Origin of the sequence: Streptomyces sp. NBC_01351, assembly GCF_036237315.1 — a bacterium.
In the GTDB taxonomy this organism is placed as follows: Bacteria; Actinomycetota; Actinomycetes; order Streptomycetales; family Streptomycetaceae; genus Streptomyces.
In genome coordinates, this window is sequence record NZ_CP108356.1 from 348,972 (window position 1) to 366,374 (window position 17,403).

The 17,403-nt window shown below is 73.5% G+C and carries 17 protein-coding genes; 8 read left to right on the forward strand and 9 right to left on the reverse strand.

The features are described 5' to 3' along the window. Positions 1–18: 18 nt before the first annotated feature. A complete protein-coding gene (locus OG625_RS01790) occupies positions 19–1,308 on the reverse strand; it encodes an ATP-grasp domain-containing protein (RefSeq protein WP_329376237.1) in 1,290 nt (429 codons plus the stop codon). 146 nt (positions 1,309–1,454) lie between these two features. On the opposite strand from OG625_RS01790, the gene OG625_RS01795 reads away from it, so the two are divergent. Beyond that, entirely contained in the window at positions 1,455–2,027 is a 573-nt protein-coding gene (locus OG625_RS01795; RefSeq protein ID WP_329376240.1) for a GNAT family N-acetyltransferase, read from the forward strand. A 136-nt stretch (positions 2,028–2,163) separates the two neighbouring features. Beyond that, a complete protein-coding gene (locus OG625_RS01800) occupies positions 2,164–2,994 on the forward strand; it encodes a class I SAM-dependent methyltransferase (protein ID WP_329376242.1) in 831 nt (276 codons plus the stop codon). 115 nt (positions 2,995–3,109) lie between these two features. On the opposite strand, the gene OG625_RS01805 is transcribed toward OG625_RS01800, so the two are convergent. The 3 genes from OG625_RS01805 to OG625_RS01815 all read right to left on the reverse strand — a co-directional run bounded on the left by OG625_RS01805 (position 3,110) and on the right by OG625_RS01815 (position 4,859). Next, on the reverse strand, positions 3,110–3,571 hold the full coding sequence (locus OG625_RS01805) for a hypothetical protein (RefSeq protein WP_329376244.1): 462 nt from the start codon (positions 3,569–3,571) through the stop codon (positions 3,110–3,112). Positions 3,572–3,665: 94 nt separating this feature from the next. Continuing rightward, entirely contained in the window at positions 3,666–4,208 is a 543-nt protein-coding gene (locus OG625_RS01810) for a hypothetical protein (protein ID WP_329376246.1), read from the reverse strand. A 42-nt stretch (positions 4,209–4,250) separates the two neighbouring features. Beyond that, on the reverse strand, positions 4,251–4,859 hold the full coding sequence (locus OG625_RS01815; RefSeq protein WP_329376249.1) for a TetR/AcrR family transcriptional regulator: 609 nt from the start codon (positions 4,857–4,859) through the stop codon (positions 4,251–4,253). 131 nt (positions 4,860–4,990) lie between these two features. On the opposite strand from OG625_RS01815, the gene OG625_RS01820 reads away from it, so the two are divergent. Together OG625_RS01820 and OG625_RS01825 are read left to right on the forward strand one after the other, a co-directional pair. Further along, positions 4,991–6,484, forward strand: a complete 1,494-nt coding sequence (locus tag OG625_RS01820) for an APC family permease (protein WP_329376251.1) — start codon at positions 4,991–4,993, stop codon at positions 6,482–6,484. Positions 6,485–6,489: 5 nt separating this feature from the next. Then, a complete protein-coding gene (locus tag OG625_RS01825) occupies positions 6,490–7,347 on the forward strand; it encodes a carbon-nitrogen hydrolase family protein (protein WP_329376253.1) in 858 nt (285 codons plus the stop codon). Positions 7,348–7,359: 12 nt separating this feature from the next. On the opposite strand, the gene OG625_RS01830 is transcribed toward OG625_RS01825, so the two are convergent. From OG625_RS01830 to OG625_RS01850, 5 genes are all read right to left on the reverse strand, one after another. Continuing rightward, positions 7,360–9,267: a DUF2264 domain-containing protein gene (locus OG625_RS01830; protein WP_329376255.1), complete on the reverse strand. Its 1,908-nt coding sequence runs from the start codon at positions 9,265–9,267 to the stop codon at positions 7,360–7,362. An 87-nt stretch (positions 9,268–9,354) separates the two neighbouring features. After that, positions 9,355–9,654, reverse strand: a complete 300-nt coding sequence (locus OG625_RS01835; RefSeq protein WP_329376257.1) for a hypothetical protein — start codon at positions 9,652–9,654, stop codon at positions 9,355–9,357. A gap of 252 nt (positions 9,655–9,906) precedes the next feature. After that, on the reverse strand, positions 9,907–10,317 hold the full coding sequence (locus OG625_RS01840) for a rodlin (RefSeq protein ID WP_329376259.1): 411 nt from the start codon (positions 10,315–10,317) through the stop codon (positions 9,907–9,909). 100 nt (positions 10,318–10,417) lie between these two features. Beyond that, a complete protein-coding gene (locus OG625_RS01845; protein ID WP_329376262.1) occupies positions 10,418–11,560 on the reverse strand; it encodes a serine hydrolase domain-containing protein in 1,143 nt (380 codons plus the stop codon). Positions 11,561–11,661: 101 nt separating this feature from the next. Next, on the reverse strand, positions 11,662–11,850 hold the full coding sequence (locus OG625_RS01850; RefSeq protein ID WP_329376263.1) for a hypothetical protein: 189 nt from the start codon (positions 11,848–11,850) through the stop codon (positions 11,662–11,664). Positions 11,851–11,930: 80 nt separating this feature from the next. Between OG625_RS01850 and OG625_RS01855 the strand changes: the two genes are divergently transcribed. From OG625_RS01855 to OG625_RS01870, 4 genes are all read left to right on the forward strand, one after another. Then, on the forward strand, positions 11,931–12,362 hold the full coding sequence (locus tag OG625_RS01855) for a GNAT family N-acetyltransferase (protein ID WP_329376265.1): 432 nt from the start codon (positions 11,931–11,933) through the stop codon (positions 12,360–12,362). A 90-nt stretch (positions 12,363–12,452) separates the two neighbouring features. Further along, complete coding sequence (locus OG625_RS01860; RefSeq protein ID WP_329376267.1) at positions 12,453–13,298, forward strand: PhzF family phenazine biosynthesis protein; 846 nt, start codon at positions 12,453–12,455, stop codon at positions 13,296–13,298. A gap of 139 nt (positions 13,299–13,437) precedes the next feature. After that, positions 13,438–14,166, forward strand: coding sequence for a hypothetical protein (locus OG625_RS01865; RefSeq protein WP_329376269.1), 729 nt, complete (start codon positions 13,438–13,440; stop codon positions 14,164–14,166). Between the two features lie 1,987 nt (positions 14,167–16,153). Next, a complete protein-coding gene (locus OG625_RS01870; RefSeq protein WP_329376270.1) occupies positions 16,154–17,389 on the forward strand; it encodes a D-alanyl-D-alanine carboxypeptidase family protein in 1,236 nt (411 codons plus the stop codon). Positions 17,390–17,403: the final 14 nt, after the last annotated feature.

The following is a 17,403-nucleotide window of genomic DNA, read 5'->3' on the forward strand; positions in this document are numbered from 1 at the left end:
AGGTGGGTGCGGGGGCGGTCACGCGTTCACCGCCGCGGTCTGCTCGGCGGGACACAGCTCGTAGGCGGGGCGCAGGCGGGCGATCAGCCGCTCGGCCCGCGCGCGGGCGCCCGCGCCTTCGGTGTCGGCGGTCATGACGTGGCCGAGGTACTCGTTGTTGCTGGTGGCGGGCCGCACGGCGCGGCCCGGTTCGGCGAGGGTGAGTTCCACGACCCCGGGCTCGCCCCGCACCTCGTCGGCTCCCTCGACGCCGGTCAGGATCCCGCCGTCGGAGGGCAGCAGGAAGGCGATGGCGGCGCTGTGCACCCCGGTCGGGCGGACGGTGAGGTCGGGCGTGCGGCCGAGGGCGACGTCCACGCAGGCGGCAGCGAGGTCGACGCCCGTGACGTGGCGGACGAGTTCGGTGATGCGGTTGCCGGCGGGGCGGGGGTTGACCTCGATCAGGCGCGGCCCGGCGGGGGTCAGTTTGAGTTCGGTGTGGCTGACGACGTGGTCCAGGCCGAGTGCGGAGACGGCCGCCACGGCGGTGTCCGCCGCCTCGCGCACCCGCTCCGGGCCGATGTCCGCCGGGAACATGTGGCCGGTCTCGATGAAGGCGGGCGCCCCGCCGATGCTCTTGTCGGTGACGCCGACCACGTGCGTCGTACCGTCGAAGGAGACGGTCTCGACGCTGACCTCGGGGCCGGTGAGCAGCTCTTCGAGGAGGATGACCGGGGCACGCTGCTGCCCCCGGGCGTTGACGGGGAACTCGGCCAGGGCCCGGCAGGCCCGCTCCAGCTCGCGCTCGTCTCCGACCTCGCGCACGAGCATGCCGCCGCACAGGTCGGCGGGCTTGACCACGAGGGGGTAGCCGATCCCCCGGGCGGCCGTCAGCGCCTCCTCGGTGTCGGCGCAGAGCGCGAAGCGCGGTCCGGGCACCCCCGCCTCGGTCAGCACCCGGCGGGTCAGGTCCTTGCGGCAGGCGTTCTCGACGGCTCCGGCCGCGGGGCCGGGCAGGCCCAGTCGCTCCGCGACGCGTGCCACGGCGGGCAGGTAGTAGTCGCAGGAGGAGACCACGCCGTCGAAGCCGAGCACCGCGTGCAGCCGCTCGACGAGCGGGAGCAGGGCCTCCACGTCGTTGGTGTCGGCGGTGATGAGGTTGCGCGCCAGGAGCAGGGGGTGCGGGCCGCCGTCGGCCGGGGCGGAGCGCAGGTAGTGGTGCAGGTCCCGGGTGAGGAAGGTGAACTCGTGTCCGCCTTCGCGGATCGCCCTGGGCAGGAGCCTGCTCATCGACCCCACCCAGCTTTCGATAACCAGTACGTGTCCCACGGGACTTCCTCTCGACCGCTGTCACAGCTCTCGGGCATACGTGCGGAACGGCGAGCGCCTGGCAGGCGGCGTCCGGTCCGACCGAAAGGAAGCTATCGGAAATCGTTTTCATTTCCAATACCGCGATTTTCCGCTACGGTGGGATCATGGAAGATCTGAGAGAGCGTCAGACCGCGGAGGTTCACGACCTGGGGGCCTACCAGGTACGACACGCGGGACCGGAGGACGTGCGGGGCGCCCGCAGCGTCATGCTGGACACCTTCTACCGGGAGTTCGACTACGGGTACGTGCCCGAGTGGCACGCCGACGTGGTCGACATCCGCGGCACCTACCTCGACGACCCGCGTCACGCCCTCGTCGTGGCCGTGCGGGACGGCGAGGTGGTGGGCACCTGCGCCGTGCACTCCCGGGGGCCCGCCCACCCACCGCACCCGCGGTGGCTGACCGAGCGCTACCCGTCGGGCCGCACCGCCCAGCTCCTGCGGGTGTACGTGCGCCCCGAGCACCGGCGGCACGGACTGGCCCGCGCCATGGTGCGGGCGGCCTGCGCCTTCGCTGCCGGGGTTCCGGGCTACGAGCGCGTCTACCTGCACACCAATGTCGACATCCCCGGTGCGGAGGGGTTCTGGCGCAGCCTGGCCACCGAGGTCTGCGACGCCCGCACGACGGGCGAGCACGGCGGGTACGGGACGGTCCATTTCGAGATCCCGCTCCCGTAGGGCCGGGCCCCGGCCCGGGCCACAGCCGCCGACGGGCCGCGCGGACAGACCCCCGACGGGCCGCCGACGGGCCGCCGACGCGGAACGTACCTATGCTCGGAAGAGAGGTTGACCCGACTCCTGGAGGGCCGCTGTCATGACCGAGTCGAACGACGCGGCCCAGGCGGACCGCGCCCTGAAGGCCAAACACCGTGCGATGTGGGCCCTGGGCGACTACCCGTCCGTGGCCTCCCACCTCATCCCGGACCTGGGCACCGTACTCGTCCGCGAGTGCGGAGTGAGCCGCGGCGACCGGGTGCTCGACGTCGCCGCGGGCGCCGGCAACGCGGCCATTCCGGCCGCGCTCGCCGGGGCCGATGTCGTGGCGTCCGACCTCACACCCGACCTGATGGAGGTCGGCCGGCACCTGGCCGCCGTACGCGGGGCCCAGCTGGAGTGGCAGGAGGCGGACGCCGAGGCGCTGCCCTTCGCGGACGGCGAGTTCGACACCGTGATGTCCTGCCTCGGTGTGATGTTCGCACCGCACCACCAGGCCGCCGCGAACGAACTGCTGCGCGTCTGCCGCGCCGGCGGCACCATCGGGCTGCTCAACTGGACCCCGCAGGGGTTCATCGGCCGGATGTTCGCCACGATGAAGCCCTACGCTCCCCCGCCACCGCCCGGGGCGCAGCCGCCCCCGCTGTGGGGGGACCCGGAGCACGTCCACGAGCTGCTGGGCGACGGGGTGGCCGATCTGGTCGCCCGCCGCGAGACGGTCCGCGTGGACCGCTTCAAGCAGCCCTCGGAGTTCCGGGAGTTCTTCAAGGCCCTGTACGGGCCGACCATCGCCGTCTACAGCTCCCTCGCCGACGCACCCGAGCGGGCCGCCGCGCTGGACGCTGAACTCGACTCCCTCGTGACCGAGTTCACGTCGGACGGCGTCATGGAGTGGGAGTACCTGCTGCTGACGGCTCACCGCCGGGGCTGATCTGCCCCGGCCGAGACCGTCGAGTCCAGGTGAGCTGACGCCCGCCTGAACACCCGCTCCACCGCCCGAAGTCCGGCCCGGCCCCCGTCTGCCGCGGGGACCGGGCCGGACCCGTTCAGCCCGTGGTCCTCCTGACGGCTCCGACCGCCGCCACGGACCAGGCCGCCACCCACACGGCGCCTACGGCCAGCGCCGCGAGGGCCGTTCCCATGGCCGGCGGGGTCGCGCCCAAGGCGGGTGCGAGGCCCGCCGCCCGTGCACCGAAGCCGATGACTCCGGCTCCGATCATCAGGATGCCGAACCACGAGACGACGACCACGCCCAGCCGGAGCCGGCGGGCGGCCGGCGGACGGACGAGCAGCAGCGCGACAACAGCCATCACCAGACCCAGACCGGCGTTGCCCAACTGGGCGGCCGTGACATCGGCGATCGACGCGTAGGCCTCGGGCGGAGCGGGGAAGCCCGGCATGCCCAGCTCGCCGTTCCGGGCGAGGTCGACCTTGCTGACGGTGTAGGCGAGCGCTCCGGCGCAGGCGGTGAGCGCGGCGATCCGTTGGGTCCCGGGTGATCGGTTCATGACTCCATGCTGCTGCGGAGGTCGCCGCGGGACGTCCTCCGCACGTACGGTCCGCCTCCCCCGCCCGGGGGAGGACGGGTCGTCGCCCTCGGGGTCAGGACGCGAACCGGAGGACCTTGACGATCCGGCAGGTGATCGTCTCCGAGATCTCGTCCAGTCCCTGGGCGGTGACCTCGGCGCTCTGGCCCGACGCCAACCTCAGGGCCGACGCGTAACCCTCGCCGAGCCGCTTGCCGGCCGCGTTCACGAACTCGACCTCGACGCTGTAGTCGCTGCTCTTGCTGGAGCGGTTGTCGATCAGCAGCTTGGCACTGGCCCACTTCGTCACGGAGCTGACCTCGCACCCCGTGATCTTCACATCGCCCTCCGGCCCGCTCTCCTGGGTCGCCACCCCCGCGGACCGTGACGGGGTGATCCGATCCGGCTCGTTCGCCACGTCGCCACCGATCAGCAGGCCTGCCACGAGGAGCAGAACCACCAGGGCCAGCGCTCCCAGGCACGAGCAGCCGATGATCTTTCCCGTATTTCGCTTCGGCGGCGCGGGCGGCTGCGGCGGCGACCCCCAGGACCCCTGGGGCTGCTGCGGCTGCTGCGGCTGTCCGGGTCCCCATCCGGGCGGAGGCTCCTGGTGCGACATGGATCCAGGGTCCGCCCGGTCGGGCGGCGCCGCATCCGGTCGCTACGGAGTCTCCTCGCCCGGGTCGTATCCGGTGACGACGCGGGCGTAGGCGTGCAGCGCGGCGAGGACCTCGGAGCGGGTGCGGCGGCCCGCGAGGATCTCCATCTGGTAGCCGTCCTCCATGGCGACGAGGCTCGCCGCGAGCAGCCGCGGCGAGTCGGTCAGCCGGAAGTGCCCCTGCGACTCCCCCAGGACCAGGATCCCGTAGTAGACCGCGACCTGGCGTTCGGTCAGCGCACTGTCCAGGGCAGCCGCCTTGGGGTCGCGCAGGCTGCGCGGCCAGTACTCGAAGAGCAGCCGGGGCAACAGGTCGTCGGGGCCCGTGGCCACGCCGGAGGAGATGCAGCCGGCCAGGCGCCGACGGGCGTCCGGCAGCCCTTCGGCGGCCTGCTCGCGCTCGCGGCAGAAGCGTTCCATGGCCTGCTGGAAGGTCTCGTACATCAGCTCGTCGAGGTCGCCGTAGTAGTACAGGACGGCGGCCGGCGTGACTCCGGCCTCGGCCGCCACGTCCTTGAGGCGCAGCCCCTCCAGCCCGCGGCTGAGCAGTGCGCGCTGCGCCGCCTCGCCGAGCTCGGCGCGCCGCGCCTCCTGGTCCTTGCGTCGCCCCACGGCCCCGTCTCCCGCCTGCCACCACTTCGTCTCTGAACCTGAGCGTAACGATACCCGACCAGCTATTGACGGACCGCGCGCCATTTCCTTAAATCAGCGTTTAACAAATCCAGCGCACCCCGGAGGCCCTCATGACGACCACCGCGAGACACCAGGACCCAGCGGCGGCACCACCCGGCAAAGGCCTGCGGCCCGGGACGGTGGGCCTGCTCGGGTCGGTCGCCCTCGGCCTGTCCTCCGTCGCCCCGGCCTACTCGATCGCCGTCACCCTCGGCTTCGTCACCGTGGTCGCCCAGACCGCCGCACCGGCCGCCCTGCTGCTCGGATTCCTCCCGGTGCTGCTCACCGCCTACGCCTTCCGCGAGCTGAACCGGGAGATGCCCGACTGCGGCACCACCTTCGTCTGGACCACCCGCGCCTTCGGCCCCTTCGCGGGCTGGCTCTCCGGCGGCTGGGTCGTCCAGTGCGCCACCCTCATCGCGATGACCGCCCTAGCCAGGGTCGGCGCCGGATACCTGCTCGGGCTGCTCGGCCTCGACGCGCTCGCCGACAACGCCCTGGCGGTCACCGCAACGGCCGTCCTGCTGATCGCGCTCGTCACTCTGGTCGCCCGCCGCGGACTGCAGCTCGCGGCCTCCGTCCAGTACGCGCTGCTCGGCCTCCAGCTGCTGGCGCTGCTCGCCTTCGGCGTCGCCGCGCTCTCCCGGGACGGCGCCGCCACCCCCTCGCTCTCCTGGTTCGATCCGTTCGCCTTCGACGGCTTCGGGCCGTTCGCCGAGGCGGTGCTGCTCTGCCTGTTCATCTACTGGGGCTGGGACGCCCTGATCACGGTCAACGAAGAGACCACCGACAGCACCCGCACCCCCGGCCGGGCCGCCGTACTGTCCACCGTGATCCTGCTCGCCACCTACCTGTTCACCGCCGTGGCCGCGATCTCCTACGCCGGCGCCGGCGCCACGGGCAGCGGTCTCGGCAACCCCGACAACGCCCCCGACGTCCTCGCGGCCCTGGCCCCCTCCGTCCTCGGCGAGGCACTCGCCAAGGTCGTCGAGCTGGCGGTCTGCGTCTCCGCCGTCTCCGCGCTGCTCACCTGCGTCGTCGGCAGCGCCCGCGGCACCCTCTCGATGGCCACGCACCAGGCCCTGCCCCGGCGGTTCACCCGGATCCACCCGCGCCACGGCACCCCGAGCTTCGGCACCGTCTTCTTCGGATCGGCCGCGGCCCTCCTGCTCACCCTGCTGACCCTGGTCTCCGCGGACTTCCTCGGGGACGCGATCCTCTCCGTCGGCCTGCTCATCGCCCTGTACTACGGCGTCACCGGCCTGGCCTGCGCCTGGCACTTCCGCCACGGCCTGCGCGGCTCCGTCCGGGACCTGGTGCTCAAGGGCGTCATGCCCCTCGCGGGAGGCCTGATGATGCTCGCCGCCTTCGCCCGGACCGCCTACGACATGGTCGACCCCGCCTACGGCTCCACCTCCTTCGGGGGCATCGGCGGGGTCTTCCTGCTCGGTGCCGGATCCATCGCGCTCGGCGCGGTCGTCACGCTCGTCGTCGCCACCCGGTTCCCCCGCTTCTTCCGCGAAGGCCGCAGCGCCGTCGCCGCACTCACCGTCAAGGACAACTGATCCCCATGCGCACCCTCGCCATCGCCGCCCTGCAGACCACTCCCGTCCCCTACGACCTCGAAGCCACCTGGGAGCGCTACGCCGACCGCGTCCGCGCGGTCCGCGCCACCTTCGCGCACGTCCGGCTCGTCGTGGTCCCGGAACTGCTGCTCGCCGCCGAAGCCCCGCTGCTCCAGGCCCGGTCCGACTGGATGCACGAGGCCGCCGTCACCGTCCCCGGCCCGCTCACCGACCGGATCTGCGCCCTGGCCCGCGAGACGGAGCTGTGGCTCGTCCCCGGCACCCTCTACGAGCGGGCGGCCGACGGCCGGATCCACAACACCGCGATCGCCGTCTCCCCGGAGGGCGAGATCGCCGCCGTCTACCGCAAGGTCTTCCCCTGGCAGCCGTACGAGACCACCGCGCCCGGGGGCGAGTTCGTGGTCTTCGACCTGCCCGGCATCGGCCGCGCGGGGCTGGCCATCTGCTATGACGGCTCCTTCCCGGAGACCGCCCGCCAACTCGCCTGGCTCGGCGCCGAGATCATCATCCAGCCGACCCTCACCACGACGCGGGACCGCGAGATGGAGCTGGTCTGCGCCCGCGCCAACGCCTGGACGAACCAGGTCTACGTGGTCAACGTCAACGGAGCCGACCCGGCGGCGGTCGGCGCCAGCGCCATCGTGGACCCGGAGGGGATCGTCCGCCAGCAGGCGGGCGGCGGAGAGGAGGTGCTCGTCGACGTCCTCGACCTCGACGCCGTCACCCGGGTGCGCACCCACGGCAGCGCGGGCCTCAACCGCCCTTGGGAGCAGCTCGCCCGCTACGGCTCCACCATCCACCTCCCCGCCTACGGAGCGACCTTCCAGCCCGTGCCGCGGTGACGGCCGGGCCCGCTACGGGCCCTCGTCCACGGTGAGCGGCCCGAAGCGGATCCGGGTCAGCGATCCGTCGTCCGCCCAGCGCACCTCGACGGCTTCGGCCCCGACCGCCTCCACCCCGGCGACCGCTTCGGCCAGGGGCGACGCCGGCGGTGTCCGCGCATCGTCCGTGAGCCTGGCGAGGCAGGCGTAGAGGGCGGTTCCCTCCGCGTCGGCCGAGAGCCTCGGCATCCGGGCCGACGCGGTGTAGGCGGTCCCGGCGGGCGCCCGCACCGCGTCCGCCCCGGACCAGCCGTGCAGCGGGTGCAGCTCGGAGCGCAGGGTTTCGGCGGGGCCCGTGGCCCAGCCCGTCTGGTGGACGCGGGCGCCCGGCGGTGCGCCGAGCACCCGGTGGACGCGCAGCTCGTACGGTCCCCTGGCCACGATGACGCTCTCCACGCGCAGTCCGGGCACGGTGGCCGGGCCGCTGCCGAAGACCGGCAGGTGCCAGGAGCCGGCCCAGCCCCAGCCGTCGCCCTGCCCGGCCCCGAGCGGGTGGATGCGGCGGCGGGCGCTGCGCGCGCCGGCCACTTCCACGCCGAGGTGGTTGTCGGGGGCGTTGGAGTACGCGGTCGGCCCGGTCCGGGTGGAGTAGGCCTGGCGGGCGTACAGCGGGTCCTCCTCGGCCGCCGATTCGCCCTGGGCCGGGCCGACGTGATCGCTGCCGTGATTGTGCAGGCGTACGATCCCGTCCGCGCGGGTGCTCTGCAGCAGGAGGCCGGGGGCGGCCAGGGCCAGTACGCGGTCGGGGCCCTCGCTCGGCGCGGGCGCCTCGGGCGCGGTCCACAGCGGGTGGCCGGCCGGCGCGAGCAGGCAGACGAAGGCCTTGGACGCCCAGTACGGCGATGCGGGTCCGGAGTAGGGCTGGAGCGTCGCCTCGTGCGGGCCGTGCCAGCCGAGGGTGAGCAGCCCGTCGGCGTCGACCGCGCCGCGGTCGAGGAAGTAGCGCAGGGATCCGCTCAGCAGCCTGCGCGAGGTGCCCGGGGTGAGCGGCGTGTGGCCGGTGACCGCGCCGAGGCCCACGGCGGAGGCGGAGGCGAAGCGGTAGGTGAGGGAGCGCCCGAAGTGGACGGGCGCGCCGTCGGCCCCGAAGAGCAGGGAGAGGCCGTCCAGGTGTTCGCGCAGCCGGTCGCCGTGCGGGCCGGCGGTCTCCGCTCCGCCCGCTCCGCCCGCGAGGTGGGCGTCGAGGACGGGATACAGGTGCAGGGCCCAGCCGTTGTAGTGGTCAAAGGCCCGTCCGTCGCCGTCCGCGTACCAGCCCTGGCCCCGGTACCAGCCCTCCAGCAGGTCGAGTCCGCGTCGGCGCGCCCCGGCGGTCTCCGCGTCCCCTCGCCCCACCGATTCCAGGAATCCGGCCACGGTGAGGGGGAAGAGGTACCAGTTGTTGGGAGAGGGCAGGTGCCTGAGGGCTCCGCGCAGCCACCGCTCGGCCCGGTCCTGTACGCCGCTGTCGAGGCGGTCCCACAGCCAGGTGCCGGTCAGCCGCAGCCCGAGAGCGACGGACGCGGCTTCGACCATCGGCTGGCCCTGGACGTGGCAGTCGAGCACGGCGGGCCAGGACTCGGCGTCGTCGCGGCCGGGTGTGCGGGTGCCGGCCGCCAGCCCCTCCGCGTACCGGTCGAGCCAGCCGTACGGGTCCTTGCCGTCGGCGCCCGCGACCCGGAAGGCGGCGGCGAGGAAGGTACGGGCGTACCCTTCGAGCCCGTCGGAGCGGACCCCGGAGGCGGAAGGCCGTCCCGGCAGGTCGAGCAGGGCCCCGCTCGGTGTGGCCCAGCGCCAGGCCGCGCGCAGCAGCCCGTCGGCGGCGGCCTCCCAGTGGTCGCGCGCGTAGCCGGTGTACGGGCTCAACTCGCGGTCGTCGGCGGGAAGTCCGGGGATCGTCATACGAGGATCCTGATCGCGCGGACCGCCACGGGTCAACGCGTCGCGCTGCCCGGCCGCACCGGCCTGCGCGTCTCCGAGCCTCGGCGCCTAGGTCTGCTTCGGCGTCGGCCGCCCGCGGCCCGTCCCGCTCTCCGGGGCGATCATGGCGCGCATTCCGAGGTCCAGTTCCGCACCGTCGACGAGCAGCGCCTCGACGGAGCGCGTGCGCGGGTCGATGTCGGCCTCCATGCCCTGCCCCCGGTAGTGCGGGTAGCCGGAGGAGCCGGTCTCGCCGGTCGCCTCGACCACGGCCGAGCGCAGGGCCCTGTCGGCCGCGGAGCCGCCGCGCAGGTTCTCGATGTGCTCGGGTACCAGCAGGATCTCGAAGCTCTGCGGCTCAGGGGTCATGTCTCGAAGCTACCCGATCTTTCGTACGCGCCGCGGGAGCCCCACCGGGGTCTGGCCGCGGGGCAGCCGTCGCGGCAAAGAGCCTCCGGCCCCGTCTTCGGGCGGGAGGCTCCGTGTCGTGCCTAGGTGTGGATCGGCGCCCACCGCGACGGCCTCGCGGCCGACGCGCGCCTGCTGATGTGGTGGAACGGGCCGGGGCCCCGTGGGCACTCGCGCAGGCGTCGGAGGCCCCGGCTCGCGGAGGGAACCGGGTCAGCTGCCGGCCGAGACGTTGCCGGAGAGGACCGGGATGTTGCTGAGGAGGTGCGAGAGCGGCTCGTCGCCCTTGGCCTGGGTGGAGTTCTCGGTGCACTGCTGGTTCTGCGGGTTCGACAGGACGTTGATGTCCTGGACGCCGACGTTGACCGCGGCAAGGATCGACTGCGCGTTGAGCTTGGCGGGCAGGCCGATGCAGGGCTTGTTCAGGGTGCCCTGGACCAGGCCGAGCTGCGGGCTCAGGTCGCCGTGGGTCTTCTGGTTGCCGTAGACCTGCTGGGCGTTGTTGCCGTTGACGCTGTTGATGCCGTTGTCGTTGCCGATGGCCATGGCCGGTGCGGCGACGGCAGCGCCCGCGCCGAGGATGGACGCGGTGGCGGCAGCGGTGGCCATCATCTTCTTGATCATCGTTGGTCCTTCTGTTGCACGAGTGCAGGGTGGTGAGCGCCTTGATCAACGGCGCCGATCCCGCCAGGTTCCGCGGCTTCACCCGATCAGCGGCCGATGGTCACGCCCTGCCTGCCGCGTACGTCCAGAACTCGCGCATGAGCCGGGGCGGCGTCGCGCCGGTGAGTTCGCGTTGGGTGAGGAGCACCATGACGGTGCCCGTGGTCGGGACCACGTGGGCGGCGGTGCCGGTGCCGCCGATCCAGCCGTAGCGTCCCGGCGAGTTCCAGGGGGCGCGGCGGGTCACGTCGACCGAGCCGCCGAATCCCCAGCCCTGGCCCTCCAGGAACAGCTCGCCCGCCTCGCGTTGGGCGGCGGTGAGGTGATCGGTGGTCATCTGGCGTACCGAGTCCGGCGAGAGGAGGCGGCGGCCTTCGTACGTGCCCCCGGCGAGCAGCATCCGGCCGAAGGCGTGGAGGTCGTCGGCGGTGGATACCAGTCCGCCCGCGCCGGAAGGGAACGCGGGGAGGGCGCTCCACTCCCCGTCGGGGGCGTCGACCAGGTCCAGTGCCTCGCCCCGGTAGCAGCTGGTGAACCGGTGGAGTTGCCCCGGCGGGACGGCGAAGGCCGTGTCCCGCATGCCGAGCGGCGCGAAGACGCGTGCGGCCAGGAACTCCGGGAGCGGCGCTCCGGCGGCGCGGGCGATGAGCACGCCGAGGATGTCGGAGCTCGTGTTGTACAGCCAGGCCCGTCCCGGCTGGTGGAGCAGCGGGATGCGGGCCAGGGTCGCCATCCACTCATCGGGCGCCGCGGTCTGCCCGGGCTGCGGCAGCCCCTGCTTCAGCTCGGTGAACAGCGGCGCCACGGCCGGCAGCGAGAAGTCGGCCGGGAAGCCGTACCCGGCACGGAATGTGAGGAGGTCGGCGACGGTGATCGGGCCCTCGGCGGGGACGACGTCGTGGAGCGGTGAGGAAGGCGTACGGACGACCACGGGCGCCGCGAGCTCCGGGAGCCAGCGGGTCACGGGCGCGTCGAGGGCGAGCACGCCGTCCTCGATCAGCATCATCGCGGCCGCGGCGGTCACCGGCTTGGTCAGGGAGGCGATCCGGAACAGGGAGTCCCGTGCCATGGGGGCGGTGCCTGCCGTGTCGAGGGAGCCGACGGCCGCCACTTCGACGTCTTCCCCACGGCCCACCAGGGCCACGGCGCCGGGCATCGGTCCGGCCTCGACGTGCGATTCCAGAAGTCTGCGCAGGTCGCTCATGGGCCACTTCTTCCTCTCGTCCGCGCCGTGCGCGGGTCGGGTGCTCGAGAGGAAGACTGCCGTCGGCCCGCGAGTTCATCGGTCCGACACGGCTGCGGGCGTTACGCGGCCGGTACGACCGAGGCCCGTATCGCGGCGGCCCACTCCTGCAGCAGAGAGGCGTGTCGGACGCGCTCCGCGTCGGACAGGCGGCCGTCGGCGCGGGCGAAGAGGCCTCGGATGTCGGCGTTGATCTCGGCGAGGGGACGCTCGGGGGCGGGATGGGTTTCGGTGTCAGGGGTCGGTCTCACGTGATCAAGAGTAGGCGGGGGGTCTGACAACGGTGGACCATGTCCGGCATGCGGACGACTTCCCGGATTAGTCTGATCTCATGAAGATCATTGACCTTGAGCCCGGCGACCCGCGACTGATCGAGGACCTGCTCCCCGTCCTGCGTGAACTGCGCCCCCATCTCACCGAGAAGCTGTTCCTCGAAATCCTCGGTGAGGCACAGGGCCAGGGGCTGCGCTTCACCGCCGCGTACGACGAGGGCGGCGTGTGCGTGGGCGCTGCCGGCTGGCGCGTCGTCGCCAACACCCACCTGGTCCGCAAGCTGTACGTCGACGACCTCGTCACCGCCTCCACCGCCCGTTCGGGCGGCGTGGGCCACGCGCTGCTCGGGCACCTGGAGGAGCACGCCCGGGCGGCCGGGTGCGCCGCGCTCACGCTCGACTCCGGGACCCAGCGGGCCGACGCGCACCGCTTCTACTTCCGCGAGCGGATGGCCGTGACCGCCTTCAGCTTCGAAAAGCCGCTCGGCTGAGACGCGGGGCCTGGCGTGCGTGGCCAGGCCAGGCCACTTTCGTCGAATTGGCCTTGCCGGAGCGGTGATTGGCCTCGGTACGTTCGCTGCATGCGCATCCACATCGTTGACGCCTTCACCACTCGCCCCTTCGCCGGAAACCCCGCCGGGGTGTGTCTGCTCCCGGCCGGGCCCTGGCCGCAGGACTCCTGGCTGCGGCGGATCGCCGCCGAGCTGAACCATCCGGAGACGGCCTTCGCGCTGCCGCTCCCGGCCGGGGGCGACGGCGGGGACGCGGCCGAGTGGGAGATCCGTTGGTTCACCCCGTTGGTCGAAGCCAATCTGTGCGGCCATGCCACATTGGCCACGGCCCACACGCTGCGCCGCGAGGGGCTGTTGACCGGCGGCTCGGTGCGGTTCCGCAGCCGGTTCAACGGAGTGCTGATCGCGCACGCCGGGGAGGGCGGGGAATTCACGCTGGACTTCCCCGCCGCCCCCGCGCACGCGGTACCCGTCCCCGAGGGCCTCGCCGACGCGCTGGGGGTGCGGCCCGAGGGCACCTTCCGTACCGGCGCGCTGGGCGATCTGCTCACCGTGCTGCCCGACGAGGCCGCCGTACGGGCGCTTCGCCCCGACCTCGCGGCGATCGCGGCGCTGACCGTGCGCGAAGGGCTGCGCGGGGTCATCGTCACTGCGGTCGCGGCGGAGACCGGGCAGGGCCACGACTTCGTCTCCCGCTTCTTCGCGCCCGCCAACGGGATACCCGAGGACCCGGTCACCGGCAGTGCCCACACCTCGCTGGCGCCCTTCTGGTCGGCGCGGATGGGCGGCCGCACCGAACTCGTCGGCTTCCAGGCCTCGGCACGTACCGGCCTGGTCAGGACCGCGCTGCGCGGGGACCGCGTGCTGCTCTCCGGGCATGCGGTCACCGTGCTCGAGGCGACCCTGACGGCCTGAGAGCCCGAGGCCTCTCGCGGCCGGGGCAAGGCCGGGCGCCGTGACCGAAACGTCGCCCGTCCGAGGCCCGCTCGGCCTCGTGGGTGCCGGGCCCGCTTGCTAGGTTCCTGGCGATACCGAGCTCGGGGAGAGCGATCGCATGCCCACATCCGGAGGAGCCGTCCGGGCCCTGTCCGCCACGGCCGTGGCCGCAGCCCTGCTCACGGGGGCCATCGGGTGCGCGGACAAGGGCGGCAAGCCGGCGGCTTCGGCCGTGGGCTCCGTGTCGGCGTCGGGTTCGCTGTCGGCTTCGGGTTCGGTGTCGGGTTCGGTGTCTGCCTCCGCCTCGGCCTCCGCTACGGCGGCCGCTTCGCCGTCGCCGTCGGCGGTCGGCTCCGTGTCGGCCTCGCCTTCGCGTACGCCGGCGCCGCGCCCGCCGTCACCGACCCGGCTGACCGTGTCCGTCGACACCCGGGGCGGGCGGCTCGCCCTCGTGCGCGGCGGGGCCGCACAGGAGTTCACCGTCACCCTGAGGAACGGGAACTCCGCCGAGTACCGGCACGTGCTGGTCGCGTTCCAGATGGAGCTCCTCGTGGGTGAACCCGGGGACCAGCCTGGCAGCGGACCGGGATTCCTGTTGGAGCGGTTCCACGCCGCCTCGGGCTCCTGGCGCCCGGCCGACCTGCGGATCGCCAACGACGCCAAGCCGCTGTCCCTCTTCACGGGCGGTACGTCGCTCGCTCGCGATGCCGTCCGTACCGAGCGTTACCGGATGCGCGCGACCGCCGGCGGGCCGACGGGCAGCACCCCGGTGGTCGTGTCCTTCATCGACACGGACACCGACCGGGCGGTCGCGGCGCACGTCGTCCTCGGACACAGCACGCGCTGAGGGTGCCGGCCGGTTTCGTGGTGCGCCACGGCGCCGAATATGACCGAACGGTCACAGGATCGGACGCGGGGAACGGGCGCGGCACCGCGGACATCTTGGGATGCGGCGAGGGCCCGTCGGGTCCTCGCCGCACGGTATCGGCAACGACCGGATCGCCACCGGGCACCGCGTGGGCGGTGGGGCGGCGACCGGGTACGAGCGGCAAGGCGGGGCTGGGATGAAGGCAGTAACGGCGGCGGGCGGTTCCTCGGACGACCGGAAGACGGAGGAGCCCACCGCGGCCCAGGCCGCCGAACCCGGGGCCCGTCCCGAGTCGGAACCCAGGGCCGAGTCCCCCCGGCCCGAGTCGGCACCCGGAGCCGGGACCGGGGTTGCCCAGACGGAGGCCGACTCCGAGTCCGGAGCCCGGACCGGCCCGGAGCCCGACGACCGGGCGCAATCCGAAGCCGAAGCCGAAGCCGAGCCCGAAGGCCCGACGGAGGTCGAATCCAGCGCCGGGGCCGGAGCCCGTTCCGAGGGCGGGACCGATGGCATCGCCGCACCCCACTCCGAGCTTGCCCGGACCGAGACCGGCACCGAGTTCGGAACCCAGAGCAGCACGGAGCTCGAAGAAGCGGCCGAAGCCGAAGGCGGGGACGAGACCTGGGCGGAGCCCGGGCACGGGTCCGGGACGGAGCCCGAAGCCAGGGCTGGGGCTCGGGCCGAGCCCGGAGGCAGCGCCGAGCCCCTGGCCGGGGCTGGGGCCGAGGCTGGAATCCCGGACGAGCCCGGGACCGAGGACGGAGCCCGAACGGGGGTCGGGACAGAGGCTGAAGGTGAGGCCGGGGCCGGGGCCGCGCTCAGCGCCGGGACCGGGACCGGGACCGGAGTCGCGCTCAGCACCGGCCCCGGCACTGAGAACGGGGACGGGGACGGGACCACAGACGGAGGCGGGGCCAGAGGCGAAGCCAGGGCCGGGAGTCCTGAGGACGTCGGAGACGGGGCTCCCCGTGGAGTTGGGGACGGGATCAGGGGGGACGGCCCCGGCGCGGTTGAGCGAGGCTCAGGGGCCAACGGTGAGCGGAGCGTGCCCTCTTGGGCCCGTGGGGCGGATACCGATGCCGCGCGCACCAGTGAGTTCGTCGCGCTCAAGGAGCTCGATGTCCAGCAGACCGCCGCGGCAGGACCTCAGGCCGAGCTGAGGGGCCGGTCTGCCCAGGCGGTTGGGGGGCAGGAGTCAACCCCGACCCTGGGCCAGGGGCCGGACGCAGGCCCGGCCTCGGGCGCGAAGTCAGGCACAGGAGAACACCCGGACGCAGTCCCGGAGGCACACCCGGATTCAACTCCGGTCGCAGGACCGGGTGCTGCGGCGAGGCCGGGCGCGATGCCGGACATGGCTGCGGGGCAGAGCGCACGGCCGGAGGCTGCGCCGGGGTCGGGTGCCGGGAAAGGCACCGCGGCGGGGCCGGACGCCGGGCCGGACGCAGCGGAGGGGCAGGGCACACGGCCGGACCGGCCGGACGGGCCCGTCGCACGGCCAAGCCTGACAGCGGGGCCGGGTGCTGCGCCGGACCTGGCGACGGAGCGAGGCCCCCAGCCGGGCGCTGCGGCGGGGCCGGGTGCCGGGCCGGACCTGGCGGCCGGGCCAGGCGCGTGGCCGAACGTGGCGGCGGGGCACGGCACACAGCCGGGCGCAGCGGCGGGGCCGGACGCCTGGCCGGACGTAGCGGCGGGGTCAGGTGCCTGGCCAGACGTAGCGGCGGAGCAGGGCGCACGGCCGGGCGCTGCGGCGGGGGCAGGTGCCGGGCCAGGCGTTGCTGCAGGGCCCTACGCGCGGCCAGGCCTGGCGGCGGGGTCGGGCGCCGCGCCGGACCTGGCTGCGGGGCACGGCGGACAGCCGGGTGGGGCCGCTGGGGGAAGCGGGGGTGGGGTGGGTGGCCCCGCTTTGGGGTTGTTGGCCGAGCTCACCAATACCGCTCCCCCGCCCGAGACGCCTCGGCGGACCGTCGTGCGGCGCGTCAAGGTGTGGACGCCGATCCTCCTGCTCCTCGGCGGCGCCTTCGTCGGGGCGCAGCTGCTGCGGCCGCTGCCCGAGCCGAAGTTCGTCGCGGCCGAGCCCGTGCACGCCCTCGACGGGCAGTTCTCCATCCCCTGGCCCGCCCAGGGGCAGGGGGCCGTCCGCGTCCCGGGATCCGGGGACATCGGCACCTTCGGCGAGCAGAAGCCCGTCCCGACGGCCAGTGTCGCCAAGGTGATGACCGCCTACGTGATCCTCAAGGGCCACCCGCTGCGCGGCAAGGCTGACGCGGGGCCCTCCATCGAGGTCGACGCGAAGGCAGTGGCGGACGGCACCGCCGAGAGCGAGTCCCGGATCGAGGGGCTCACCGCCGGTACGAAGTTCAGCCAGCAGGACATGCTCAAGATGCTCATGATCCCCTCGGGCAACAACGTGGCCCGGCTGCTCGCCCGGTGGGACGCCGGCACCAACGACGAGACGGCGTTCGTCGCGAAGATGAACGCCGCCGCCGCGGAACTCGGCATGAAGGACACCGTGTACACCGACCCCAGCGGTCTGGACGCGGCCACCGTCAGCACCGCCGTCGATCAGCTCAAGCTCGCCGAGGCCGTCATGAAGGACGAGGCGTTCCGCGCGGTCGTCGCGATGCCCAACGCCACCGTCAAGGGCTTGCCCAAACCGATCTACAACAACAACGACAGCCTGCTCACGGCGGCCGGCCTGAGCATCAGGGGCATCAAGACCGGTTCGAGCACGCCGGCCGGCGGGACGCTGATGTGGGCGGCGTACAAGTCCGTCGGCGACGAGACCCCCCTGGTGCTCGGCACGATGATGGACCAGCACGCGGACGGCCCGGACCCGGACGGCCGGGACAGCCTGGTGCTGGTGAAGGAGAACAGCAGGAAGGTGATCGAGGCCGTGCGGGCTGCGCTGGCCGCTTCCCCGGCCGTCCGCAAGGGGCAGACGGTCGGGTACCTGGACGACGGGCTCGGCGGCCGTACCCCGCTCGTGGCCACCAAGGACCTGAACGTGATCGGCGTACCCGGGCAGCGGATGCGGCTCTCCCTCGGGGCCGGCGCCGGGGCCGTCCCGCATGCCGCGACGGACGGGGCCGAGGTCGGCGTGCTCACGGTGGGCGACGGGGACGGGGCCAAGAGCGTGCCGGTGGCGGTGCGGGGCGACCTGGCCGAGCCGTCGTTCGGGACCAGGCTCACCCGCCTGCGGTAGCGCGGGGCGGGTGA